The 23,982-nt window shown below is 75.0% G+C and carries 23 protein-coding genes; 9 read left to right on the plus strand and 14 right to left on the minus strand.

The genetic code is table 11. The features are described from left to right. Nucleotides 1-10: 10 nt before the first annotated feature. The 5 genes from ACI792_RS00435 to ACI792_RS00455 all read right to left on the minus strand — a co-directional run bounded on the left by ACI792_RS00435 (nucleotide 11) and on the right by ACI792_RS00455 (nucleotide 6,617). Nucleotides 11-1,042, minus strand: a complete 1,032-nt coding sequence (locus ACI792_RS00435) for a LacI family DNA-binding transcriptional regulator (RefSeq protein ID WP_456600831.1) — start codon at nucleotides 1,040-1,042, stop codon at nucleotides 11-13. A gap of 50 nt (nucleotides 1,043-1,092) precedes the next feature. Then, complete coding sequence (gene mmsB, locus ACI792_RS00440; RefSeq protein WP_456600832.1) at nucleotides 1,093-2,343, minus strand: multiple monosaccharide ABC transporter permease; 1,251 nt, start codon at nucleotides 2,341-2,343, stop codon at nucleotides 1,093-1,095. Continuing rightward, entirely contained in the window at nucleotides 2,340-3,878 is a 1,539-nt protein-coding gene (gene mmsA, locus ACI792_RS00445; protein WP_456600833.1) for a multiple monosaccharide ABC transporter ATP-binding protein, read from the minus strand. Before mmsA ends, mmsB begins: the two co-directional genes overlap by 4 nt. Nucleotides 3,879-4,109: 231 nt before the next feature. Continuing rightward, nucleotides 4,110-5,255 carry a multiple monosaccharide ABC transporter substrate-binding protein gene (gene chvE, locus ACI792_RS00450; protein WP_456600834.1) on the minus strand — a complete coding sequence of 382 codons (1,146 nt, stop codon included), beginning with the start codon at nucleotides 5,253-5,255 and terminating at the stop codon, nucleotides 4,110-4,112. Nucleotides 5,256-5,684: 429 nt separating this feature from the next. After that, entirely contained in the window at nucleotides 5,685-6,617 is a 933-nt protein-coding gene (locus ACI792_RS00455; RefSeq protein ID WP_456600835.1) for a DUF5926 family protein, read from the minus strand. 60 nt (nucleotides 6,618-6,677) lie between these two features. Here ACI792_RS00455 and ACI792_RS00460 point away from each other — a divergent pair, with 60 nt between their 5' ends. The 3 genes from ACI792_RS00460 to ACI792_RS00470 all read left to right on the plus strand — a co-directional run bounded on the left by ACI792_RS00460 (nucleotide 6,678) and on the right by ACI792_RS00470 (nucleotide 11,132). Continuing rightward, nucleotides 6,678-7,886, plus strand: a complete 1,209-nt coding sequence (locus ACI792_RS00460; RefSeq protein ID WP_456600836.1) for a cytochrome P450 — start codon at nucleotides 6,678-6,680, stop codon at nucleotides 7,884-7,886. Nucleotides 7,887-7,968: 82 nt separating this feature from the next. Next, nucleotides 7,969-9,585, plus strand: coding sequence for a long-chain fatty acid--CoA ligase (locus ACI792_RS00465; RefSeq protein WP_456600837.1), 1,617 nt, complete (start codon nucleotides 7,969-7,971; stop codon nucleotides 9,583-9,585). Nucleotides 9,586-10,451: 866 nt separating this feature from the next. After that, on the plus strand, nucleotides 10,452-11,132 hold the full coding sequence (locus ACI792_RS00470; RefSeq protein WP_456580784.1) for a class I SAM-dependent methyltransferase: 681 nt from the start codon (nucleotides 10,452-10,454) through the stop codon (nucleotides 11,130-11,132). A gap of 100 nt (nucleotides 11,133-11,232) precedes the next feature. On the opposite strand, the gene ACI792_RS00475 is transcribed toward ACI792_RS00470, so the two are convergent. Further along, a complete protein-coding gene (locus ACI792_RS00475; protein ID WP_012947303.1) occupies nucleotides 11,233-11,400 on the minus strand; it encodes a DUF3117 domain-containing protein in 168 nt (55 codons plus the stop codon). Nucleotides 11,401-11,516: 116 nt separating this feature from the next. Next, a complete protein-coding gene (locus tag ACI792_RS00480) occupies nucleotides 11,517-12,083 on the minus strand; it encodes a DNA-3-methyladenine glycosylase I (protein WP_456600838.1) in 567 nt (188 codons plus the stop codon). Between the two features lie 76 nt (nucleotides 12,084-12,159). On the opposite strand from ACI792_RS00480, the gene ACI792_RS00485 reads away from it, so the two are divergent. Next, nucleotides 12,160-13,224, plus strand: coding sequence for an NAD-dependent epimerase/dehydratase family protein (locus ACI792_RS00485; protein WP_456600839.1), 1,065 nt, complete (start codon nucleotides 12,160-12,162; stop codon nucleotides 13,222-13,224). Nucleotides 13,225-13,234: 10 nt separating this feature from the next. On the opposite strand, the gene ACI792_RS00490 is transcribed toward ACI792_RS00485, so the two are convergent. Continuing rightward, nucleotides 13,235-14,602, minus strand: a complete 1,368-nt coding sequence (locus ACI792_RS00490; RefSeq protein ID WP_456600840.1) for a hypothetical protein — start codon at nucleotides 14,600-14,602, stop codon at nucleotides 13,235-13,237. Nucleotides 14,603-14,695: 93 nt separating this feature from the next. Between ACI792_RS00490 and ACI792_RS00495 the strand changes: the two genes are divergently transcribed. The 4 genes from ACI792_RS00495 to ACI792_RS00510 are packed head-to-tail and all read left to right on the plus strand — an operon-like array spanning nucleotide 14,696 to nucleotide 17,761. Then, nucleotides 14,696-15,349, plus strand: a complete 654-nt coding sequence (locus ACI792_RS00495) for a glycosyltransferase family 2 protein (RefSeq protein ID WP_456600841.1) — start codon at nucleotides 14,696-14,698, stop codon at nucleotides 15,347-15,349. Next, entirely contained in the window at nucleotides 15,346-16,017 is a 672-nt protein-coding gene (locus tag ACI792_RS00500; protein ID WP_456600842.1) for a TIGR04282 family arsenosugar biosynthesis glycosyltransferase, read from the plus strand. Before ACI792_RS00495 ends, ACI792_RS00500 begins: the two co-directional genes overlap by 4 nt. Next, nucleotides 16,014-17,252, plus strand: a complete 1,239-nt coding sequence (locus ACI792_RS00505) for a molybdopterin-dependent oxidoreductase (RefSeq protein ID WP_456600843.1) — start codon at nucleotides 16,014-16,016, stop codon at nucleotides 17,250-17,252. Before ACI792_RS00500 ends, ACI792_RS00505 begins: the two co-directional genes overlap by 4 nt. Continuing rightward, complete coding sequence (locus ACI792_RS00510) at nucleotides 17,249-17,761, plus strand: hypothetical protein (RefSeq protein WP_456600844.1); 513 nt, start codon at nucleotides 17,249-17,251, stop codon at nucleotides 17,759-17,761. Before ACI792_RS00505 ends, ACI792_RS00510 begins: the two co-directional genes overlap by 4 nt. A 4-nt stretch (nucleotides 17,762-17,765) precedes the next feature. Here ACI792_RS00510 and ACI792_RS00515 read toward each other — a convergent pair whose 3' ends face one another. The 5 genes from ACI792_RS00515 to dapE form a co-directional block, all read right to left on the minus strand. Beyond that, nucleotides 17,766-18,668, minus strand: coding sequence for a DMT family transporter (locus tag ACI792_RS00515; protein ID WP_456600845.1), 903 nt, complete (start codon nucleotides 18,666-18,668; stop codon nucleotides 17,766-17,768). 61 nt (nucleotides 18,669-18,729) lie between these two features. Further along, on the minus strand, nucleotides 18,730-19,182 hold the full coding sequence (locus ACI792_RS00520; protein WP_456600846.1) for an SRPBCC family protein: 453 nt from the start codon (nucleotides 19,180-19,182) through the stop codon (nucleotides 18,730-18,732). Then, nucleotides 19,175-19,543, minus strand: coding sequence for a DivIVA domain-containing protein (locus ACI792_RS00525; protein ID WP_456600847.1), 369 nt, complete (start codon nucleotides 19,541-19,543; stop codon nucleotides 19,175-19,177). The genes ACI792_RS00520 and ACI792_RS00525 overlap by 8 nt, the downstream gene beginning before the upstream one ends. A gap of 1 nt (nucleotide 19,544) precedes the next feature. Next, nucleotides 19,545-20,375 carry an LOG family protein gene (locus tag ACI792_RS00530; RefSeq protein ID WP_456600848.1) on the minus strand — a complete coding sequence of 277 codons (831 nt, stop codon included), beginning with the start codon at nucleotides 20,373-20,375 and terminating at the stop codon, nucleotides 19,545-19,547. After that, complete coding sequence (dapE, locus tag ACI792_RS00535) at nucleotides 20,372-21,484, minus strand: succinyl-diaminopimelate desuccinylase (protein ID WP_456600849.1); 1,113 nt, start codon at nucleotides 21,482-21,484, stop codon at nucleotides 20,372-20,374. The genes ACI792_RS00530 and dapE overlap by 4 nt, the downstream gene beginning before the upstream one ends. A 267-nt stretch (nucleotides 21,485-21,751) precedes the next feature. Between dapE and dapD the strand changes: the two genes are divergently transcribed. After that, entirely contained in the window at nucleotides 21,752-22,732 is a 981-nt protein-coding gene (dapD, locus tag ACI792_RS00540) for a 2,3,4,5-tetrahydropyridine-2,6-dicarboxylate N-succinyltransferase (protein WP_456580797.1), read from the plus strand. 18 nt (nucleotides 22,733-22,750) lie between these two features. On the opposite strand, the gene ACI792_RS00545 is transcribed toward dapD, so the two are convergent. After that, nucleotides 22,751-23,851: an alpha/beta fold hydrolase gene (locus ACI792_RS00545; protein WP_456600850.1), complete on the minus strand. Its 1,101-nt coding sequence runs from the start codon at nucleotides 23,849-23,851 to the stop codon at nucleotides 22,751-22,753. Nucleotides 23,852-23,982: the final 131 nt, after the last annotated feature.

Consider the following 23,982-nt stretch of genomic DNA (forward strand, 5'->3'; position numbering starts at 1 on the left):
CATCAGCCTGTCACGGTGCCGGCGGACCGGTGCTGGACCGGACCACCAGACTCGCCGGCACCGGGTCCGGGTGCGGCTCCTCACCCCGGAGCCGGCCCAGGACCAGGTCCACCCCGCGCCGGCCCAGCTCGGCGAAGTCCTGCCGGACGGTGGTCAGGGGCGGGACGAAGTACGGCGCCTCGGGCAGGTCGTCGAACCCGACGACGCTCAGATCGCCGGGCACCGAAAGACCGGCGTCGTGCAGCGCCGCCAGCAGGCCGAGGCTCATCTGGTCGTTGGCGGAGAACACCGCCGTGATCGGTTCACCGTCCCGGCGCCGCGCCACGACCGCCTGGCCGGCCGCGTAGCCGGAGGCCGGCGTCCAGTCGCCGCGCGGCAGCGCCTCGGGCACCGGCACGCCGGCGGTGCGCAGCTCGGCGCGCCAGCCGTCGGTACGGCCACGGGCCTCCTGGGAGTCGGCCGGCCCCGGTAGGTGGTGCACCGTCCGGTGCCCGAGGTCGAGCAGGTGCCGGACCGCCGTCCGGGCCCCCGCCACCTGGTCGATCGCCACCGCGGGCCGGTCGTCGGCACCACCCACCTGGACGGCGACGAGCGGGACCGGCGGCGCCAGCCGGCTCACCGCGTCGGCCGCGTCGTCGTAGGTGGACAGGGCGACGACGGCGTCCACCCCGTGGGCGACCAGGTCGTCGACCGCCGTCCGCATCGCCTCCGCGGTCGCCTCGTCGAGGATGGTCACCGACAGCGCGTACCCGGCTGCCCGGGCCGCCTTCTCCAGGCCGATCATCGTCTGCGCCGGCCCGTACTGGGCGATGTTGACGGTGACCAGCCCGAGGGTGCGGCTCGACCCGGTGACCAGGGCACGGGCAGCACGGTTCGGCCGGTAGCCGAGCTCGAGGATCGCCTGCCGCACGCGTTCCCGGGTGAGCGGGGCGACGCTCGGGTGATCGTTGATCACCCGCGACACCGTCTGGTAGGACACGCCCGCTCGCTGCGCGACGTCGGCCAGGCCGGGGGCGCGGGTCCCCGTCACCTCGGCAGCCATGGAGCCTCCCTCCTACGCGCCCGGAGCGGCGGGGTCGACGACGCGCCCGATCAGCGGGAGGCGCCGGCGCGGCGCTTGTTGTAGACGTCGAAGGCGACGGCCAGCAGCAGCACGAGCCCCTTGACCACGGACTGGATCTGCTGCTCGACGCCCATGAGCTGCATGCCGTTGCTCATCACCGCCATGATCAGGCCCCCGACCATGGCGCCGACGACCGTACCGACGCCACCGGTCACCGCCGCACCGCCGATGAAGGCCGCGGCGATCGCGTCGAGCTCGAACATGTTGCCCGCGGCGGGCTGGGCGCCGTTGGACCGGGAGGAGTAGATGACCCCGGCGACCCCGGCGAGGAAGCCCATGTTGACGAAGATCCAGAAGTTGACCTTCTTGACCTTCACGCCGGAGAGCTGCGCGGCGGCCAGGTTGCCGCCGATGGCGTAGACCTGGCGGCCGAAGACGGTGCGCTTGGTGACGATCCCGTAGGCGATGACCAGCACGGCCAGGATGATCAGCACGATCGGCAGCCCGCGGGCGTGGGCCAGCTGCCAGGCGAAGTACATGACGACGGCGCCGACCACGGCGATCCGGGCGATGAACGCCCCGAGGGACCCGACCGGCTGCTCGTAGCGCACGCGGGCCGCCCGGGTGCGCCAGGCGCTGACCGCGTAGCCGCCCACCGCGACCGCACCGATGAGCAGCGTGAACGCGTCGTAGCCGTGGCCGCCGAGCAGCCCGTTGAGGAACCCGGTGGCCACGTCGGTGTACCTGTCCGGGAAGGGCGACAGGGAGACGTTGTCGAGCACCTGCAGGGTCAGGCCGCGGAACAGCAGCATGCCGGCGAGGGTGACGATGAAGGCCGGTATCCCGACGTAGGCCACCCAGAACCCGTGCCAGGCCCCGACGAGGATGCCGACCCCCAGGGCGGCGACGATGCCCACCCACCAGGGCAGGCCCTGCTGGATGACCAGTACCGCGGAGACCGCCCCGGTGAGCGCGACCACCGACCCCACGGAGAGGTCGATGTGCCCGGCGATGATCACGATGACCATGCCGATGGCCAGCACCAGGATGTAGGAGTACTGCAGGATGATGTTCGTGATGTTGCCCGGGCGCAGCAGCGTCCCGTCGGTGAGGATCGTGAACAGCAGGACGATCGCGACGAAGGCGACGTAGATGCCGCTCTGCCGCATGTTGCTGGTCAGCTTGTGCCAGAGGTTCTTGTCGTCGTCGGGCCGCGTGCCGGGGGCGGCGGCGCCGGGAGCCGGGGTGATCGACTCCTCCTGGGGCACGGTCTTGGTCACGCCGCGGCCTCCTTGTTCTTCGTCATGAGCGCCATGAGGTTCTCCTGGGTCGCCTCGGCCACCGGCAGCTCACCGGTGATCCGGCCTTCGGCCAGCGTGTAGATGCGGTCACAGATGCCGAGCAGCTCCGGCAGCTCCGACGAGATGACGACGACGGCCTTCCCGTCCGCCACCAGCCGATTGATGATCGTGTAGATCTCGTACTTCGCCCCGACGTCGATCCCGCGGGTCGGCTCGTCGAGGATCAGCACCTCGGGGTCGGTGTAGAGCCACTTGGACAGCACGACCTTCTGCTGGTTGCCGCCCGAGAGCTTGCCGACGATCGAGGAGACGCTCGGCGCCTTGATGTTCATGCTGCGCCGGCTGTCCTCGGCGACCTTGGTCTCCTCGTTGTCGTTCACCCAGCCGGCGCGCGACAGCTTGCCCAGGGCGGCGGCCGAGATGTTCTGCCGGATGTCCTGGATCAGGTTGAGGCCGTAGTGCTTGCGGTCCTCGGTCGCGTAGGCGATCCCGTGGTCGATCGCCTCGGCCACGGTGCGGGCCTTGATCTCCTTGCCGTGCAGGAAGAGCCGGCCGCCGGTGTACCGCCCCCAGGCGCGGCCGAAGATGCTCATCGCGAACTCGGTGCGCCCGGCGCCCATGAGACCGGCGATCCCGACGACCTCGCCGGCCCGCACGGAGATCGACGCCTGGTCGACCACCAGCCGGTCGTTGACCGGGTGCCTCACCGACCAGTCCTCGACGCGCAGGACCTCCTCGCCGGGGTGCGACTCGCGGTCGGGGTAGTAGCTCTCCAGGTCGCGGCCGACCATGCCGCGGATGATCCGGTCCTGGGTGACCTCACCGGCGTCGAGGTCGAGCGTCTCCACCGTCTTCCCGTCGCGGATCACGGTGACCTGGTCGGCGATCGCGGTGATCTCGTTGAGCTTGTGCGAGATCATGATGGAGGTGATCCCGCGCTCCCTGAGGTCGCGCAGCAGGCCGAGCAGGTGGGCGGAGTCGTTGTCGTTCAGCGCGGCCGTCGGCTCGTCGAGGATGAGCAGCTTGACGTCCTTGGACAGCGCCTTGGCGATCTCGACCAGCTGCTGCTTGCCGACGCCCAGCTGGCCGACCGGCGTCGTCGCGTTCTCCCGCAGGCCTACCGAGCGCAGCAGCTCGGCGGCCTCGGCGTTGGCCCTGTTCCAGTCGATCAGCCCGCCGCGGCCGCGGCGCTCGTTGCCCAGGAAGATGTTCTCGGCGATCGAGAGGTAGGGGACGAGCGCGAGCTCCTGGTGGATGATCGCGATCCCGGCGTGCTCGCTGTCGCGGATCCCCGAGAAGGAGACCGGCGTGCCGTCGAAGACGATCTCGCCGTCGTACTCCCCGGCCGGGTAGACGCCGGAGAGGACCTTCATCAGCGTGGACTTGCCGGCGCCGTTCTCTCCGCAGATCGCGTGGATCTCACCGCGGCGCACGGCCAGATTGACGTTCTCCAGCGCCTTCACACCGGGGAAGGTCTTGGTGATGGAGCGCATCTCCAGGATGTTGTCGTCCATGGACTCCGTCGTCCTCGTCCGTGTCATCGCGTGCTGCGGATGTGTGGGTCCAGGGGCCGGCGCCGGCCGGCGCGGTGGGGCAGCCGGCCGGCGCGCCCTCTGGTGGTGCGGCGCTCGTGCTGAGTGGACCTGCGGCGGTGCGGACGTGCGGTGGTGCGGTGGTGCTGAGGTTCCCGAGCCGGGCCCGGCGGCGCCGTCGGCAGGCCGCCGGGCCCGGAGCGGGAGGGCAGGTCAGTCGGCCTGGCCGGCGTCGACCTCTGCCTGGGTGTAGTACTCGGTGTCGATCAGGGTCTGCTGGATGTTGTCGGCGAACACGGTCTCGACGGGCAGCAGGTAGGACGGGACGACCTTCACGCCGTTGTCGTACGTGGTGGTGTCGTTGGCCTCCGGCTCCTCACCCTCGAGGAACGCCTCGGCGGCGATGACGGCCTGCTCGGCCAGCTGCCGGGTGTCCTTGAAGATCGTCGAACCCTGGGTGCCCTCGGCGATCAGCTTGACCGAGGCGATCTCGGCGTCCTGACCGGTGATGACCGGCATCGGCTTGGCGTCGGTGCCGTACCCGGCGTTGGCCAGCGCGGTGATGATGCCTCGGGACAGGCCGTCGTAGGGCGAGAGGACGCCGTCGACGACCGAGCCGTCGTTGTAGGCGGAGGTCAGCAGGTCCTCCATCCGCCGCTGGGCGGTCTCCTGCTGCCAGCGCAGGATCGCGGCCTGCTCGATGCTGGTCTGGCCCGACTTCACGACCAGGGTGCCGTCGTCGATGTAGGGCTGCAGCACCGACATGGCGCCCTCCCAGAAGAAGGTCGCGTTGTTGTCGTCCAGCGAGCCGGCGAACAGCTCGACGTTGAACGGACCCGCGACGTCGGTCTGCTCGCCCTCGCGGTCGAGGATGCCGAGCCCGGTCAGCAGGGCGTTGGCCTGCGCGACGCCGACCTCGAAGTTGTCGAAGCTGACGTAGAAGTCGACGTTCTCGCTGTCGCGGATCAGCCGGTCGTAGGAGATGACCGGGATGCCGGCGGCGGCCGCGGCGTCGAGCTGGCTGCTGAGCGCGGTCCCGTCGATGGCGGCGATGATCAGCGCGTCGGCGCCCTGGGTGATCATCTGGTCGATCTGCTGCGCCTGGGTGGGGATGTCGTCGTTCGCGTACGCCAGTTCGACCTGGTAGTCCAGCGCCTCCAGCTGCGACTCGACGGCCTCGCCGTCGGCGATCCAGCGCTCGGAGGTCTGGGTCGGCATCGAGACGCCGACCAACATGTCCTCGGCGCTGGCGTTCTCGTCGCCGGCGCTCGAGCTCCCGCCGGCGCCCTCGCCGCCGCACGCCGCCAGGGTGAGCGCCAGAGTGGCGCCCAGTGCGGTCAAGCCGAGCCGATTGCTCACATTGGCCTCCTCGTCGAAGCATCTGCCGCCGAGCCTCGGCGCTCAGACCCCGCACCTGCGGGAGCACCAATGTGAACGTTCACAACGGGTGTCGTCAAGAGGCCCGGACGTCACGGTCAGGTAACGCCGCGGCCATCTCCGCGTCACCCGTCCGAACGGAGGAGAGCCCGTCGGCCGGTGCAGCGCGTCGCTCGGGACGTCCTCCTCGCCGGGAACGTCAGCTCCGCCGCGCCGTGCGGTGCGTCCCCGAGGCGCCCCCGTCGGCGAGCGCCGCGACCGCCGGCAGCAGCACGCCGCGGCCCGGCCCGGGAGGCGGCGCGCGCGCACCGGTGGCCGTCGCGGCAGCCCTCCGCACACAGCGCCCTGACCGGTCGCCGGCGGGCGGTGCCCGGTCCCGCGCCCCGGCGGTGCGGGGGGTGGGGACGGGGGTCAGCGCAGGGTGATCTGGCGGGACAACAGCCCCGCGCGGGCACGCCGCTCGTCGGCGGTCAGCGGCGCGGTCTCGGTGAGAGCCTTCTCCAGCCGGCCCTGGAACTCGCGCGCCGGCGCGATCCAGTCCTCGGCGGGGGTGTCGGCAGGCAGGTCCCACACCGGGACGACGAGGCCGTGGGCGCGGAAGGCGCCGGCGTACCGGGTGCCCTCCCCGAGGAGGATCTGCTCGGCGGCCGACAGCCGGGCCAGCGCGTCGAGGAGCTGCTCCTCCTTCTCCGCCCGCACCCAGCGCAGGTGCGCCCGCTCGCTGCCCGGACGCACCCAGTAGGCGGCCTCCAGCCCCTCGAGCCGCACGGTCGGCAGGATCGCCTCGTTGGCCTGCGCCAGGCCCGCGCGCGCCGCAGGGCTCGGGTCGGTGCCCTCCAGCCAGAAGTCGAACGTGTCGTGCACGGTCACCTCGAGCGGCGCGGTGAGGTCCAGGACCTCCTGCAGCCGCGGGCCCGCCGACCCGGCGCCACCGATGGGGCCCGGGTCCACCGGCGCACCGGCCGGGGCCTCCAGCGCCGCGGCGATCGCGGTGCCGAGGTCGCGGCTGACGTCGTCCGACGAGGTCGCCAGCTGGGCACCGACGAGGATCTGGCCGTTGGCGCGGACCAGGCCCGGGGCGCCCCCGGGCAGCACGCTGGCCAGGGTCAGCTCGCGGCCGTCGGCCGAGCGCAGCGTCGCCGTCGCCGCCGGCACCAGCTCCCGCAGCGCCACCCAGTCCGCCTCGCCGGGCAGACCCTCGAAGGGCCGCGTCACCGGCGGGGCGTAGCCCGACCCGTGGCAGTGCTTGTAGCGGCGGCCCGACCCGCAGGCGCAGGGGGCCTTCGGGTTGACGCCGCCCTCGGCGACGGGGGCGGTGGCGGTGGAGCGCTTGCGGGAAGCCATGCGGGTCAGCGTAGGTGGCGGCGCGCGGGGCCCCGCCCCGAGGCTCCTAGGCTTCCCGGCATGACCGTGGCCGCCGATGCGCTCGACCTCCGCGCCCCGTCGTTCGTCGCCGACCCGTACCCGGCGTTCGCGCGGGCGCGGGCGCAGGCGCCCGTGCAGTGGCACGAGGGGCTGGGGCTGTGGCTGGCGCTCACCCACGCCGAGTCCAACGCCGTGCTGCGCGACCGGCGGCTGGGCCGCATCTGGCGGGACAGGGAGCCGGCCGAGCGGTTCGGCAGCTTCAACCTCATCCACCGCAACGCGATCCTGGAGATGGAGCCGCCGGACCACACCCGGCTGCGGCGGCTGATCACCAGCGCGTTCGCCCGGGGCCACGTGGAGCGGCTGCGGCCCTGGGTCGAGGAGCTGGCCGGCCGGCTGGCCGACGACCTGGTGGAGCGCTCGGCCGGGTCCGAGCCGGTCGACCTCCTCACCGGCATGGCCGAGCAGCTGCCCGTCGCCGTCATCGCCGAGCTGCTGGGCGTCCCCGAGGCCGACCGCCCGCTGCTGCGGCCGTGGTCGAACGCGATCGTGAAGATGTACGAGTACGGGCGCACGGCAGCCGTCGAGGAGGCGGCCGAGCGCGCGGCGGACGAGTTCGTCACGTACCTGCGCCGGCTCGCCGCGGAGCGGCGCACCTCCCCCGGCGAGGACCTGCTCTCCCACCTGGTGTCGGTCCGCGACACCGACGGCGACAAGCTCACCGAGGACGAGCTGGTCACCACCTGCGTCCTGCTGCTCAACGCCGGCCACGAGGCGACGGTCAACGTGACCGGCAACGGCATGCTGGCCCTGCTCCGCCACCCCGACCAGCTGGCCGCCCTGCGCGCCGACCGCACCCTGCTCCCGGCCGCGCTGGAGGAGCTCATGCGCTTCGACCCGCCGCTGCAGCTGTTCGAGCGCACCGCCACCGCCGACGTGCAGATCGGCGGCGTCACCGTGGGCGAGGGGCAGAAGATCGCCGCGCTGCTCGGCGCGGCCAACCACGACCCCGCCGTCTTCGCCGAGCCCGAGACCCTCGACGTCCGGCGCACCGACAACCCGCACATCGCCTTCGGCGCGGGCATCCACTTCTGCATCGGGGCGCCGCTCGCGCGGGTGGAGCTGCAGGCCACGTTCGGCGCCCTCCTGGACCGGACGGCGGTGCTGGAGCTCGGCGGCGAGCCGGTGCGCCGCCCGGAGTTCGTGATCCGCGGCCTGGAGACGCTGCCCGTCGTCCTCGGTCGCTGACCGGCTCCCCGCCGTCCTGGCCCACCTGATCACCGAGAGGCCACGGCTAGATCGTGAGCGCGGTCACTGGCAGGATCCGGCCATGCGCGGCTTGATGCAGGACTACCCCCTCACGATCGACTCGATCTTCCGGCACGTCGAGCAGCACTACGGCGACGGGACGATCGTCACCAACAACCCCGGCGGGGTGACCCGGGCGACCTACGCGGAGTGGGCCCAGCGGACCCGCAAGCTGGGCGGCGTCCTCGACACCCTCGGCATCAGCGCCGAGGGGCGGGTCGGCACCTTCGGCTGGAACAGCCAACGGCACCTCGAGCTCTACTTCGCCGCCCCCTGCACCGGGCGGGTGCTGCACACGCTCAACGTGCGGCTCTTCCCCGAGCAGCTGACCTACATCGCCAACCACGCCGAGGACGAGGTCGTCTTCGTCGACCGCACCGTGCTGCCGCTGCTGTGGCCGCTGATCGACACCATGAAGACGGTCAGGCACGTCGTGGTCATGGACGACGGCGGCGCCAACGAGGTCCCCGACGACCCGCGCGTGCTGGACTACGAGACCCTCCTGGCCGCCGCCCAGCCGGTCGAGTTCGCCGTCACGGACGAGTGGCGGGCCGCCTCGATGTGCTACACGTCGGGCACCACGGGCAACCCGAAGGGCGTCGTCTACTCGCACCGCTCGACGGTGCTGCACGCCATGGCCGCCATCGCGCCCAACGCCTTCAGCCTGAGCGTCCGCGACGTGGCGATGCCGGTCGTGCCGATGTTCCACGCCAACGCGTGGGGCATCGCGCAGGCGGCGCCCGCCGCCGGCGCCTCGCTGGTCATGCCGGGCGCGATGATGCAGCCCGAGAACCTGGCGAAGCTGATCGTCGACGAGGGCGTCACCTTCACCGCCGGCGTCCCGACCATCTGGCAGGGCGTGCTGCCCCACCTGGCCGGCCAGCCCCACAAGCTGCGCGACATCGGCTGCGGCGGCTCGGCCGTCCCGAAGGCGCTGAGCGAGGCCTACCGCGAGCAGGTGGGCATCCCGATCCTGCAGGCCTGGGGCATGACGGAGACGTCGCCGGTCGCGTCGTCGGGCATCCTGCCGCGCCGGTTCCAGGACGCCGACGACGCCACCAAGGCCGACCGCCGGGCCCGCGCCGGCGTCCCCCTGTTCGGGGTCGAGGCCCGCATCGTCGACGCCGACACCCTCCAGCCGCAGCCGTGGGACGACCAGGCCACCGGTGAGCTGCAGGTGCGCGGGCCGTGGTGCGCGCAGGAGTACTACAACCCCGACGCCGGGGTGGAGCTCACGACCGCCGACGGGTGGATGAAGACCGGCGACGTCGCGGCCATGGACGAGTACGGCTCGATCCGCATCGCCGACCGCACGAAGGACCTCATCAAGTCCGGCGGCGAGTGGATCAGCTCGGTCGACCTGGAGAACGCGATCATGAGCCACCCGAAGGTGAAGGAGGCCGCGGTCGTCGGCATCCCGCACCCGAAGTGGGACGAGCGCCCACTCGCCTGCGTGGTCCTCAAGGAGGGCGAGGAGTCCACGGAGGAGGAGATCCTCGACCACCTCCGGCCGCTGGTGGCCAAGTGGTGGATGCCCGACGCCGTCGAGTTCATCGACGAGGTGCCCAAGACCAGCGTCGGCAAGTTCTCCAAGAAGGACCTGCGCAGCCGCTTCGCGGAGTACGAGCTCAAGAGCTGAGCCGCGGGGGGGGGGGGGGGGGGGGGGGGGGGGGGGGGGGCGGGGCGGGGGGCCGCGCCGCCCGCCCGCCCCGCGCCCCGCCCCCCTCGTGCGGCCCCGCCCCGCCCGCGCCCGGCCCCGCCCCGCCCCCGAGCCGCCCCCGCCCCCCGCCGCCCCCCCCCCCCCCCCCGGCCCCCCCCCCCCCCCCCCCCCCCCCCCCCCCCCACGACGGCTCCACGACCCCCGCCGCGACCCAGTCGTCCAGCCGGCGCAGCAGCGCGTCACCCCGCAGCCGCCCGCCGCGGAACGGCAGCGACAGCTCACGCTCGGGCTCGGCGGTGCCGGTCACCTGCGCCGTGCGCAGCACGCGGGCGGCGGGTGCGGCGGCGAGCGCCGCCAGCTCGGTCTCCCCCTCGGGGCCGGCCACCCGCATGCGCGCGTGCAGGGAGGTCAGCCCGGCCCCGGCGATGGCCCGTGCCGCGTCCGGCGAGGGCAGCCCGGCCTCGACCAGCCGGCGGAAGTGGGTCAGGTAGCCCGCCCGCCAGTTGGTCTCCCGCTCGGCCGCGAGGGCGCCGGCGGCGTCGACGGGGCGCAGCGCGTCCGCGACGACGGCCCGGCCGAGGGCCGCCGTGCTCCGCCGCCCGTCGGCCCCTGCGGGGAACACGACCCCCCGGTCCTCGCTCATGCGCCCTGCTCCATCCGCCCAGCTTCTCGCGGCACCCCCCGCGTGGCCAGCGCAGCACCCCGGAGACCCAGGTCAGCGGCGTCACTGGATTGAGCACGTCCGATTCTGGCTATGGGCAGGAGCACGCCCGCCTCCCGACGTCCCGCGACCTCGGTGCGGCGGCCGGTCACCGTCCGCCGCGCACCGGGAGAGCGAGAGCCCCATGCCCTCTGCAGCCACCGACTTCTACGCGGCGGCCCTGCAGTCCGCCGGAACCGCGGACGCACCCGCGCCGGTGCCGTGGTCGGTGCGGGACGCCGACGGCCGCACGTACTCGCTCGCCGGTGCGCTCGACCGGTGGACCGGCGAGGCCGACGACGTCGATCGCCGCTTCCTCGCCCGGGCCCGGGGCACCGTCCTCGACGTCGGCTGCGGGCCCGGCCGGCTGGCCGCCGAGCTCGCCCGCCGCGGCGTGCACGCGGTGGGGCTGGACATCTCGCCGACGGCGCTGCGGCTGGCCCGGAGCTCGGGCGCCACGGTCATCCGGCGGTCGGTCTTCGAGCCGGTCGACGCCGAGGGGCTGTGGGGCACGACGCTGCTGGCCGACGGGAACATCGGCATCGGGGGGAACCCGACCGCGCTGCTGCGCCGCTGCCGGGCCATCGTCGCCCCGGGCGGCCTGGTGCTGGTCGAGACGGAGGGCCCCGGGGCGGGCCAGCGGACGACGCGGCTGCGGTTGGAGCGGGCCGGCGAGGTGAGCTCCTGGTTCGACTGGGCGCACGTGGGCTGCGACGCCGTCGAGCGGATCGCGACGGCGGCGGGCCTGCGCCTCGTGGAGTCCTGGGAGGACGGCGGGCGCTGGTTCGCCGCCCTGCGCCGCAGCCCGGTGCCCGGCGCCGCCTGAGCACGGAGAACGACCCGGCCCCGGACGACGGCGAGCTGCCGTCGGCCGGGGCCGGGTCGTGTCCTGCGCGGAGCCGCCGCCTGGCGGGACCGCGCCGAGATCAGCTGGTGGCGCCCTTCAGCGCCTCCGAGAGCGCGGCCGCCTCGTCGGGCGACAGCTCGACGACCAGACGCCCGCCGCCTTCCAGCGGTACCCGCATGACCAGGCCGCGCCCTTCCTTGGTGACCTCGAGGGGACCTTCACCCGTGCGCGGCTTCATGGCCGCCATGCGTGCCTCCTTCGCCAGCCGCACGTCTGCCTCTGCTGACAGGCGCGCGGTGTCCGATGCTGTGAGCTCCGTGGCAATGATCCCGTATGAGGGCCGTCCGTCCAACACGAGGCCCGTCAGGGTGACGGCGCGTCGCGCTCCGGGGGTGCCGCCCGGAAGCAGCCGGCGACGTGGTCGTCCACCATCCCGGTCGCCTGCATGAGCGCATAGGCGGTCGTCGGTCCGACGAAGACGAAGCCGCGCCGCTTGAGCTCCTTGGCCATGGCGACCGACTCGGGGCTGGTCGCCGGGACCTCGTCGAGGGTCTGCGGGCGGGTGCGCGGGCCCTCCGGCGCGAACGACCAGAGCAGCTCCGAGAGCCCCTCGGGGAGCTGCCCGGCCACCCGCGCGTTGGCGACCGCCGCGTCGATCTTGGCCCGGTTGCGGACGATGCCCGCGTCCGCCATGAGGCGTGCCCGGTCCTCCTCGGTGAAGGCGGCCACGGCGTCGATCCGGAAGCCGGCGAAGGCGGCGCGGAACGCCGGTCGCTTCCGCAGGATCGTGATCCAGGAGAGCCCCGACTGGAAGGCCTCCAGGCACAGCCGCTCGAACAGGGCGTCGTCGCCGCGCAGCGGGACGCCCCACTCCTCGTCGTGGTAGGTGACGTACTCGGGGGCGCTCGTGGCCCAGGCGCAGCGTTGCACGCGGAGACGCTAGCGCCGGCCACCGACGTTCCCGCCGGGCGGCGGGGCCCGGCCGGCCCCAGTAGCGTCCCCGCTCGTGCACGTCCTCGTCACCGGCGGTGCCGGCTTCATCGGCTCGGCCGTCGCCGCGTCCCTCCTCGACGCCGGCCACCAGGTGCGCGTGCTGGACGCCCTGCTGCCCGCCGTCCACCCCGACTACCCCGACGGCCCCCCGCTCCCGGAGGGGGCGGACCTGGTGGTCGGCGACGTCCGCGACGCGGCGGCGGTCGACGACGCGCTGGACGGCGTCGACGCGGTGTGCCACCAGGCGGCGATGGTGGGCCTGGGTGTCGACGTGCAGGACATGCCGCTCTACGCGGGCATCAACGACCTGGGCACCGCGGTGCTGCTGGCCGCGATGGCCCGGGCCGGCATCGGCCGGCTCCTGCTGGCCGGCTCGATGGTCGTCTACGGCGAGGGCCGGTACTCCTGCCCGGAGCACGGGCCGGTCCCGGCGGCGCCCCGCCGGCGCGCGGACCTCGACGCCGGCCGCTTCGAGCCGCCGTGCCCCCGCTGCGGGCGGCAGCTCGGCTGGGACCTGGTCACCGAGGACGACGCGCCCGACCCGCGCACCACCTACGCGGCCACCAAGCTCGCCCAGGAGCACCTCGCGGCCGCCTGGGCCGGCTCCACCGGCGGCAGCGTCGTCGCGCTGCGATACCACAACGTGTACGGCCCCCGGATGCCGCGGGACACCCCCTACGCCGGCGTCGCGTCCATCTTCCGCAGCGCGCTGGAGTCCGGCCGCGCCCCAGCGGTGTTCGAGGACGGCGGCCAGCAGCGCGACTTCGTCCACGTGTCGGACGTGGCGACGGCGAACCTCCGGGCGTTGGAGCACCCGCCCGCGGAGTCCACGCTGCGCGCCTACAACGTGGCGTCGGGGCGGCCGCACACCGTGGGCGACATGGCCCGGGCCCTGGCCGACGCCATGGGCGGCCCGGAGCCGGAGGTGACCGGCGGGTACCGGCTCGGGGACGTGCGGCACGTGGTGGCGAGCCCGGCCCGGGCCGAGGCCGAGCTGGGGTTCCGCGCGCGGGTGGACTTCCTCGACGGCATGCGGGAGTTCGCCACCGCGGAGCTGCGCCCGGCCCCGCGCGGCTGAGCCGGCCGGTTCACCACTCGGTGCGCAGGGCCACCTCCGCCACCAGCGCGGTGACCGCGCTCAGCACCAGCCAGACCCGCGCCTGCCGCGGCGGCAGGAACGCCGCGGCGAGCGGCAGCCACACCGTGAAGGGGAGCCAGATCCGCTCGGTCTCCCCGCGGACCAGCCCGGTCAGGTCGCTCACCAGCATCGCGGCCAGCACCGCCAGCGGCAGCAGCGCGAGCGCCGACCGGCGCAGGCAGGCCAGCCCGGCCACCGCCGCGGGGCCCGCCGCCACCGCGGCCGCCGCCAGGTTGGCGACCAGGAAGAACGCCAGCGGGCGGTCGGCGTAGGACGGGCCGGAGCGCACTCGCTCGGCGGTGAGGGACAGCCCCTCGAACCAGTCGTAGCCGGGGACGGCGAACAACGCGAAGACCAGGACCACCCCACCGGCCGCGACGGCGAGCACCCGCACGACGCCCGGCCAGCCGAGCCGGGGTCGCTGCGCCACCACGACGGCGAGGGCGAGCAGGCCCAGCGACGCCAGCCCGAAGGAGAGGTGCAGGGCCAGCCCGAGCAGCAGCCCGCCGGCCAGGGCACGGGCTGCTGCTCCCCCACCCCGCCCCCGCGCCGCCGCGGTGGCCAGCAGGGCGACGCCCCAGGCCATCACCCCGGCGAACAGCGCGTCGGCGCTGGTGGCCACCCACAGCGCCGTCGGCGCCAGCACGAGGAACGGCGCCACCGCCCGGGCCGCCGGCTCGTCGGCGACCGCGCGCACGGTCACCAGCACGGCCGGCACCGCGAGGGCGCCGGCCGCGATGCACATCGCCGCCGCCCAGCCCAGACCGCCGAGCCCGGCCCGGTCCAGGAGCACGAAGGCCAGCAGCGCCCCGGGCGGGTGCCCCGACACGTGCGTCGTCCAGGGGTCGGCGGAGTCGGCCAGCACCGAGTCGTTGAAGGTGCGCAGGAACTCCCCCAGCCCACCCACCCGGCCGACGTCGTACGGGTACTCGTACGGGCTGCCCAGCGGCTCGGTCAGCCGGCCCCACCCGCTCGCCAGGGCGAGGGCGACCGCCCACCCCGCCGTCGCCGCGGCCGCGCCGGCGAGCAGCACCGGCCACCGCGCGCGCCGCGCCGCGGCCGGCCCCCACAGCACGAGGGCCGACCCCACCGCGGCGGGCAGGAGGACCCGTGGGGACACCAGGGGGTCCCAGGGGCCCCGGATGACGTAGCCGCCGATGAGGTGCAGGTCGACGCCGTCGCGGGTCAGCGCCCGGCCGGCCAGCGCCGTGCCCGCGACCAGGAGGACGGCGAGCAGCAGGCCCACCCAGGGGCGCCACCAGCGGACGCCCGCGACCGGGCCCGTCGCCCGCGGTGCCTCCGTGGTCGCCTCGGTCATCAGCCGGACAGTAGGGCCCCGCCCCCGTGACCGCCCGCCGGCCGGGGACCCCGTCGGCGGGCACGACCGGCGCGTCCGTGGTTGTGTCCTGGGGTGCCCGACGTCGTCCTGCCCTGCCTCGACGAGGCCGGCGCGCTGCCCTGGGTGCTCGGCCGGCTCCCGCCCGGCTACCGCGCGATCGTGGCGGACAACGGCTCGACCGACGGCTCCCCGGCGATCGCGGCCGAGCACGGCGCCACGGTGGTCCACGTCCCGCAGCGCGGCTTCGGCGCGGCCGCGCACGCGGGGCTGGAGGCGGCCGGCGACGACGTCGTGTGCTTCTGCGACGCCGACGGGTCCATGGACCCCGCCGACCTGCCGCTCGTCGCGGGCCCCGTGCTCGCCGGCGACGCCGACCTGGTGCTGGGGCGCCGCCGGCCGACCCGCCGCAGCGCCTGGCCGGTGCACGCCCGGGTCGCCAACCTGGCGCTGGGCGTGATGCTGCGCCGCCGCACGGGCCTGGCCCTGCACGACCTCGGCCCCATGCGCGCCGCGCGCCGCACCGCCCTGCTGGGCCTCGGCATCACCGACCGCCGCTTCGGCTACCCGCTGGAGATGGTCACCCGCGCCGCCGACGCCGGCTGGCGGGTGCGCGAGGTCGACGTGCCCTACGCGCCGCGCGCCGAGGGCACCCGCTCCAAGGTCACCGGCACCGTGCTCGGCACGGTCCGCACGATCCGCGACATGCGGCAGGTGCTCTCGTCGTGACCCCCACCCAGCTCCTCGTGATCACCAAGGCCCCCGTCCCCGGCCGCAGCAAGACCCGGCTGAGCCCGCCCTGCACGCCCGAGCAGGCGGCGGCGATCGCCGCGGCCGCGGTCGGCGACACCCTCGACGCCGTCCGCGCGACCCCCGTCGCACGGCGGGTCGTCGCGCTCGACGGTGCCCCGGGCGAGCTCGACCTCACCGGCTGCGTCGTCGTCCCGCAGGCCGACGGCGACCTCGGCATGCGGCTCGCGGCCGCGTTCGCCGACGCCATGGCCGGGCCGGACGGCGCCGTGCCCACCTTGCTGATCGGGATGGACACCCCGCAGGTGACCCCCGACCTGCTGGCGAGCTGCCTCCAGCGCCTGGTCCGGGCAGGCCCAGGCTCGGCGGTGCTGGGCGTCGCCCCCGACGGCGGCTGGTGGGCGCTGGGCCTGCACGAGCCCGGGGCCGCCCAGGTGCTGCCCGGCGTCCCCATGTCGCGCGAGGACACCGCCGTCCGCACCCGCGCGGCGCTGGAGGCGGCCGGCCTCACCGTGCTCGACCTGCCGGTGCTCACCGACATCGACCACTTCCCGGACGCGCTGGCCGTCGCGGAGCGGTGCGCTCCCGGCACCCGGACCCGCCAGGTGGTGACCGGGCTCGCCGCCACCCTCGGGACGGCGTCGTGACCAGCCGGCTCGACCGGCTGCTGGGCGCCCGCCTGCCCGATCCCCCGGAGCAGCTGCGCCGCGGTCCCTTCCGCGCCGGCGCCTTCCCCAGCCCCCTGCACTCCGAGCGGCGCGCGGCGCGGGTCGGCGTCTGGCTCGGGCTGGCCTTCCTCGTGTGCTTCCTGACCGGGCTGGTCAGCGACCTCGTCCAGTCGGGGCCGGCGTGGTTCTCCTGGCCGTCGTCCCCGGTGTGGCTCTACCGGCTGACCCAGGGGCTGCACGTGGCGACCGGGCTCGCCGCGATCCCGCTGCTGCTGGTCAAGCTCTGGACGGTCTACCCGCTGCTGTTCGAGTGGCCGCCGGCCGGCTCCCTCGCCCGGCTGGTCGGCCGGCTGTCGATCCTCGTGCTCGTCGGCACCGCCGCGATGCAGCTGCTCACCGGGCTGATCAACATCGCGCAGTGGTACCCGTTCGGCTTCTTCTTCCCGACCGCGCACTACTGGACCGGGTGGATCGCCATCGGCGCCGTGGCGGTGCACGTCGGCGGGAAGGCACCGGAGATCCGGCGCGGCCTGGCCCGGCGCGGGTCCCGCGCCGCCACCGCCGGCCTGGCTCCCGGGCGGGCCGAGGAGCTCCGCGCGGCGGAGGCGGCCGAGGAGGAGGGGGCCATCGACCGCCGCGCCTTCGTCCTCGCCTCCGGGCTCTCCGTCGCAGCGGTCACCGTCACCACGCTGGGCCAGACGGTCTCCTCCCTCGCCCCGGTGTCCCTGCTCGCGCCGCGGCTGCCGGACGCCGGTCCCCAGGGCCTGCCGGTCAACCAGACGGCGGAGGCGGCGCAGGTCGAGGAGTCCGCGACCGACCCCGGTTACCGGCTGGTGGTCGACGGGCCCCGCCGCCTGGAGCTGTCGCTGGCCGAGCTGCGCCGCCGCCCCCAGCAGACCGAGACGCTGCCCATCGCCTGCGTGGAGGGCTGGAGCGCGACCGGCCGCTGGACCGGGGTCCGCCTGGCCGACCTGCTCGAGGAGGCCGGGCTGCCGCGGAACGCCCGGGTCGTCGTCGAGTCGCTGCAGACGGGCGGGCTCTACCGCACCAGCGTGGTGGCGCCGCCGCACAGCACCGACCCGCGCACCCTGCTCGCCCTGCAGCTCGGTGGCGAGCCGCTCGCCCTCGACCACGGCTACCCGGTGCGGCTCATCGCGCCGAACCGGCCGGGCGTGATGCAGACGAAGTGGCTGGCCCTGGTGCGGCCGGCATGAGCACCGGGATGTCCCGCGACGGGCGCGCGGCGGGGCGGGTCGGGCACGGTGGGCGGGGAGACGGCGACGCCTCCGGCCCGGCCCGGCCGCTCGCGTCGGCGGCCCGTCCGTGGTGGCGGTGGCTGTTCCTGGTGCCGGGGTTCGCCGCCGTCGGCTGGGGCGTCCTCGGCCTGCTGGGCGCCGGCGACCGGGTGCCGCTGTCGGCGTGGGTGCCGTGGTTCGTCGGCAGCGCGCTGCTGCACGACCTCGTCATCGCGCCTCTCGTCGTCCTAGGGGGCGCGCTGATCAACCGCCTCCTCCCCCGGCCCGCCCGCGCGCCGATGGCCGTCGGGCTCGTCGTCGCCGGGGTGCTGGTCGCGGTGGCGCTGGTGTTCGCGCTGGACCCGGGGGACGTGCAGGAGCCGGGCTTCCTGCCGCAGGACTCCTACGGCCTGAACCTGCTGCTGGCCGTCGCCGGGGTGCTGGCGGTCGCCGCGGTGTGGGCGGTCGTGCGCACCCGCCGAGGCTGACCGGTCACCGGGCGGAGGCGTCCACCGCCGCCACGCTCGGCTCGGGGCCGGGCGCGCCGCGCCGGGTCGCCAGGACGCACCCGATGAGCACCAGCGGCAGCCCGAGCGCCAGGCCGAGGGTGAACGGCTCGTCGAGCAGCAGGACGCCGAGCAGCACGGCGACGACGGGGTTGACGAAGGTGATGACCAGCGCCCGCTGCGGCCCCACCTCGCGGATGAGCGCGAAGAACAGCGCCAGCGCCACCGCGGTGCAGACCACGCCCAGGGTCAGCAGCGAGAGCAGCGCGTCCGGCGACGCCGCCGTCACCTGGCCCAGCCGCGGGACGGCGAAGGGGGCGTAGACCACCGCCGTCACGAGCAGCGCGATCGAGCTCGCGGCGACGCCGGGCACCTCGGGCAGCGCCCGGCTGACCACCAGGGGCGCCGTCGCGTAGCCCAGGACCACCAGCCCCACGGCGAGGATCGGCAGCCACTGCGCCCCGTCCAGGTCCAGGCCGAGGAGGAGGGCGATGCCGACGACGCCGACGGCCATGCCGGCCAGCCGCACGGGCGTCAGCCGCTCGTCCTCACCCGCCAGGCGGGCCGCGAGCGCCGCCACGAACGGCACCCCGGCCACCAGGAGCCCGGTGAGCGAGCTGGACAACGTCTGCTCGGCGTAGGACAGCAGCAGCCAGGGCCCGGTCATCTCGAGCGCCGTGAACAGCAGCAGCGCCTTCCAGTGCCGCAGGGCCGGCCGCAGCTGGCCGCGGGCAACCGTCCAGGGCACGAGCAGCGCGGCACCGACGACGCAGCGGGCGAAGACGACCGTGACCGGCGACACCTCCCCGACCGCCACCTTGATGAGCAGGTAGGGCACACCCCAGATCACCGACATGGCGAGGAACAGCGCCCATCCCCGCCGGCTCACCGCGCCGTCCCGTTCCGCACCGGCACATCCTCACCGACCGCCGGCGGCGCGCCGCAGCGGGTCAGTGGTCGCGGGCCAACGCGGCGAAGCGCTTGAGCGACCAGCGGATGCCGAGCAGGGCGACCGGCCGGGCCAGCACCCATCCCAGCCGGCCGAGCACACTGAAGGGCAGGTCGAGCCGCTCGGTCAAGGTGAAGGTGCTGTGCCCGCCGCGAGGCTCGACCTCGAAGATGCCGGGCCCGCGGACCAGCCGGCCGGTGTGCTGCACCTGCACCCGCCGCGGCGGGTCCCACGCCGTGATGACCATCGTGTCCAGGAACCCGAGCCGGGGCCGGCCGGGCAGCGGCAGCCCGGTGCGGGCGGCCAGCCGGCCACCCACCCCCTGCGCCGGCCCGTCCACGGTCTCGACGTCGGTGGCGAGCATCCACTCGCCCTGCCGCGTCCAGTCGGTGAGCAGGGCCCACACCCGCTCGGGCGGCGCCGCCACCTCCACCCGCTCCACCAGCTCAGGCATCCCGCGTCCTCTCCGGGTCGGCCGGCGCGGCGCCCGGGTCGGTGGGCGCCTCCTCCCGGCTGCGTGCGGCCAGCTCGGCACGGAGCGCCGCGATCTCGGCGTCCCGCTCGTCCAGGGTCTGCGCCAGCTGGTCGAGCAGCCAGTCGACCTCGACCATGCGGTAGCCGCGTGCGGTCACCGCGATCCGCAGCCCCCGCACGTCGTCGGCGACCACGCGCCGGTCCTCGGGCAGCTCGACCGGGGAACGGTCGGGGTCGGCCGGCGGCTGGGTCTCGCCGCGGCCGAGCAGCAGCGAGGCGACGAGGAACAGCGCACCCCCGACCAGCAGGACGGCGACGACGAACAGGACGAAGGAGAGCACGTCAGGCGTCGGACGGGCCGGTCGCCGGGGCGCGCATCCCTCCGCCGTTGTCGCCGGCCGCCCGCTCCCGCTCGGCCTCCTGGACGATCGCGACGATCTCCTCGACGTCGTCGGTGCAGTGCAGCAGATCCACGTCGCCGGGGCTGATCGCGCCGTGCTCGGCCATCGTGTTCCGGACCCAGTCGATCAGGCCGCCCCAGTACTCCGTGCCGTAGAGGACCACCGGGAAACGGGTCACCTTGCGGGTCTGCACGAGGGTGAGCGCCTCGAACAGCTCGTCGAGGGTGCCGAAGCCGCCAGGGAGGATCACGAAGGCCTGCGCGTACTTGACGAACATCGTCTTGCGCACGAAGAAGTAGCGGAACGAGATGCCGACGTCGACCCACTCGTTGAGCTCCTGCTCGAACGGCAGCTCGATGCCGAGCCCCACCGACAGGCCACCGGCCTCCGAGGCGCCGCGGTTGGCCGCCTCCATGGCCCCCGGCCCGCCGCCGGTGATCACGGCGTACCCGGCACGGGTGAGCGCGGCCCCGATCTCCACGCCGGCGGCGTAGTGCGGGTGGTCGCGCGGGGTGCGGGCGCTGCCGAACACGCTGACCGCGCGGGGCAGCTCGGCGAGCAGGCCGAAACCCTCGACGAACTCGCTCTGGATGCGCAGGACACGCCACGGATCGGTGTGCACCCAGTCGCTGGGCCCGCGCTTGTCGAGGAGCCGCTGGTCGGTGGTCGACCCCTGCCGCTGCGGATCGGGCTCCCCGCCGCGGAGCACGATCGGCCCGCGGTGGCGGGTCGGGCGCGGACGCCGGCCCTCCGGCGGTGGGGTGCTGGTCATGCGGTCCTCCCGGAGAGGTAGGCGGTGAGGGCGTCGAGGGAGGGCTGCAGCCGGTCGACCCGCACGTGCTCCTCGCGGGTGTGGGCCAGCTGCGGGTCGCCCGGTCCGTAGTTGATCGCGGGGATGCCGAAGGCGGCGAACCGGGCCACGTCGGTCCAGCCGAGCTTGGCGCGGGCGGGGCGGCCGACGGCGGCGATGAACGCGGCGGCGGCCGGCTCGGCCAGGCCGGGCAGCGCACCCCCGGAGTTGTCGACGACGGTGAGCGTCGCGCCGTCCGCGATCGCCTCGGCGAACACCTCGCGGACGTGCGCCTCGGCGGCGTCCTCGTCCCGGTCGGGGGCGTAGCGGAAGTTGACGGTGAGCGAGGCCTCGTCGGGGATGACGTTGCCGGCGACCCCGCCGGAGATGCCGACCGCGTTCAGCCCCTCCCGGTAGGTGCAGCCGTCGATCTCCACCTCGCGCGCCTGGTAGCCGGCGAGCACGGCGAGCGCGCCGGCCAGCCCGTGGACGGCGTTCTGCCCCAACCAGCTCCGGGCGCTGTGCGCGCGGCGGCCGGACGTGGACAGCACCGCGCGCAGGGTCCCCTGGCAGCCGGCCTCGATCTCGCCGTCGGTGGGCTCGAGCAGGATGGCGAGATCGCCGTAGAGCCAGCCGCGCCGCTCCCGGGCCACCCGGCCGAGCCCGTTCTTCACGGCCTCGACCTCCTCGTTGTCGTAGAAGACGAACGTGAGGTCGTGCGCCGGCTCCGCACCGGGGACGCCGAACACCGCGGCCAGCCGCAGCATGACCGCGTCGCCGGCCTTCATGTCGCTGGTGCCGCAGCCGTAGAGCAGGCCGGTGGCGTCGTCGAGCCGGCTGGGCACGTTGTCGGCGATCGGCACGGTGTCCAGGTGCCCGGCGAGGACGACCCGGGTGGGGCGGTCGAGGTTGGTGCGGGCGAGCACGGCGTCCCCCACGCGCTCGACCTCCAGCCCGCCGAGCGCCCGCAGCGCCGCCTCCACCGCGTCGGCCAGCGCCGTCTCGCTGCCGGACACCGAAGGGGCGTCGACGAGGGCACGGGTCAGCGCGAGGACGTCGGCGGACAGGTCCAGCTGCGGCGGGGCACTCACGACTGCCGAGCTTAGTGAAAGGACCTGGCTGCCCCCCGGAACTCGCTGACGCTCGCCCCGGGCCCCTGCAGCCAGGCCGTTCCAGCACCTCACCAACCCCCGGAACTCGCTGACGCTCGCCCCGGGCCCCTGCAGCCAGGCCGTTCCAGCACCTCACCAACCCCCGGAACTCGCTGACGCTCGCCCCGGGCCCCTGCAGCCAGGCCGTTCCAGCACCTCACGGACCGGCCCGCCCCCGCGCGGATCCGCCTCGGTAGCGTTCCCGGCGTGACCGCCGCAGCGCCCGCTCCCGTCTCAGCCGTAGCCGCCGGTCTGGCGACCGTCACCCCCTCGGGCACCGTGCTCGACACCTGGTACCCGGAGCCCCGGCTCGGCGCGCCCGCCGGCGCGGCCACGGGGACCCGACGCCTCGGCGCGCTGGAGCTCTCCGGCGAGCTCGGCCCCGACTACGGGGGCCTGGTGCGCCGCGACGAGGCCCGCGGGGTGGAGGTCATCGCCGTCCGCACCGTCATCGCCGACCTCACCCAGCCGCCGGTGGACGCCCACGACGTCTGGCTGCGGCTGCACCTGCTCTCCCACCGGCTGATCCAGCCGCACGGCGCGAACATGACCGGCGTCTTCGGCCTGCTCACCAACGTCGCCTGGACCAGCTCCGGGCCGGTCGAGGCGGCGACGTTCAACGCCCACCGGCTGCGGGCCGCCGTCGGCCACGTGACCGTCTTCAGCGTCGACAAGTTCCCGCGGATGGTCGACTACGTCATCCCCTCCGGTGTGCGGATCGCCGACGCCGACCGGGTGCGGCTCGGCGCGCACCTGGCCGAGGGGACGACGGTCATGCACGAGGGCTTCGTCAACTTCAACGCCGGCACCCTCGGCCCCTCGATGGTGGAGGGCCGGATCAGCGCGGGCGTCGTCGTAGGAGCCGACAGCGACATCGGCGGCAGCGCCTCCATCATGGGCACCCTGTCCGGCGGCGGCACGCAGGTGATCTCGATCGGCGCCGGCTGCTTGCTGGGCGCCAACGCCGGCATCGGCATCTCCCTCGGCGACGGCTGCGTCGTGGAGGCCGGCTGCTACGTGACCGCCGGCGCCCGCGTCACCCTGCCCGACGGCTCGGTGGTCAAGGCCGCCGAGCTCTCCGGCCGCAACGGGCTCCTCTTCCGCCGCAACAGCGTCAGCGGCGCCCTCGAGGCCCTCCCGCGGGACGGCGACTGGGGCGCGCTCAACGCCGAGCTCCACGCCAACTGACCGAGGCCTCGGCGGAGGTCAGGCCGCGGCGTCCGCGGCGACGTCGAGGTGCTCCAGCAGGGCCACCAGGAACTCCTGCGGCCGCTCGACGTGCGGGGAGTGCCCGACCCCGGACAGGACGACCTCGCGGTAGGTGCCACCGGCCGCGGCGTAGCGCTCGAGGACGGCTCGGGTCTGGGTGACCATCGGCTGCGGTGGGCAGACCTCCTCCCCCGGCCAGCCCGGTACCGCGCCCAGCTGCCCCAGGTACGCCAGGTCGAACACGGAGGTGTCCGAGACGATCGCGTCGGCGTCCCCGCGGATCCACAGCACCGGCGGCTTGCCGGCCAGCTCGGCGATCCCCGACAGGTCCATGACCGTGGGTGCCATCGTGTTCAGCACGCCACGCTCCCCCGGGGCCAGGCCGGGCCAGGCCGAGCCGGGCGCGGAGTCGCCCGGGTAGTGGTCGACGCCGGTCCGGGTGGACAGCATCGACGCGACGAACAGGTCCTCCATCGCTGGGTCCAGCGGCAGCGACCCCGGCGCCACGTAGAACGCCCGCAGGATCGACCGCGGGCTGGTCGGGCTGTCCGCGCCCGTGTCGCCCGCGGCGAGCGCGGCGACGAACTCGGGGTTGGCCGCACCCCCACCGGACCCCGTGCCGTCCGCGGCGAGGCGGCGCCCGTCCGGCCCGGCCGTGCCGCCGAAGCCGTACGGCGAGACCGGGGCGACCAGCGCGACGGAGGCCACCCGCTCGGGCGCGTCGAGCAGGTACTGCAGGACGACGCCCGCGCCCATGCTCCAGCCGACCAGGTGCACCCGCTCGAGGCCGAGGGTCTCCACCAGCGCGGCGACGTCGTCGGCCCAGTCCCGCACGCCCCGGCGTGCGTCCACGGGCAGCGGGTCGGTCCCGCCGTAGCCGCGCAGGTCCACCGCGACCGGCCGCACCCGCGCCTCCTCCGCCAGGGCCAGCAGCGGCTGCTGCCAGAAGAGTGCGGAGCTCACGTTGCCGTGCACGAACAGCACGACCTCGCCGCCGGCCCCGCCGGGCTCCACGCCGGCCGGGTGCAGGACGTTCTGGGTGAGTCTCGGGGTGGTCACCCGGGTCGCGGTGATCCCGGGCAGCAGGACGTCGGCCATGGCTCCTCCTCGGCGGCGGGCACACGCTATCGGCCCGAGCCGCCGGGAGGTGGCCGTTCCACCGCCCCCGGCACGGCGCGGGGTGGCCGCGTCCAGGGAGCCGTCAGGTCCGGCACCTACAGTCGGCAGGC

It is taken from the genome of Blastococcus sp. SYSU DS0669 (assembly GCF_054050895.1).